Here is a 406-nt window from a genome sequence, read left to right as displayed (position 1 = left end):
GCGCAGGGCGACACCCTGGCCGGGATCGAGAACGTCTCCGGCAGCCAGAGCTGGGACAGCATCATCGGCACCACCGGCGCCAATGTGCTGCAGGGCTGGAACGGCAACGACATCCTCCTCGGCGGCCGCGGAGCGGACACGCTGAGCGGCGGCGCCGGGGCCGACCGCTTCGTCTATGCCGGTACGATCCACAGCCTGACCGGGGCCGGCGCCGATCGGATCACCGATTTCAGCCATGCCCAGGGCGACCGCATCGACCTGTCGCAGATCGACGCCAACACCATCGCGGCCGGCAACCAGGCCTTCAGCTTCATCGGCGGCGGCCTCTACACCGGGGTCGCCGGGCAGCTGCGCTATTCCATCGTCGGCAGCACCACCACGATCGCCGGCGACGTCAACGGCGACA

1 protein-coding gene is annotated in these 406 nt (G+C 69.7%); it reads left to right on the top strand.

Annotated features, from left to right (window positions below; all coding sequences use genetic code 11):
* Positions 1 to 406 (top strand): type I secretion C-terminal target domain-containing protein (locus AAHM41_RS40380; RefSeq protein WP_342242283.1); only part of this gene is annotated, 406 nt, incomplete at both ends.

It is taken from the genome of Inquilinus sp. OTU3971 (assembly GCF_038440215.1).
Note: the sequence above shows the minus strand (reverse complement) of the source record. Positions and strands in the feature narration are given on the sequence as shown.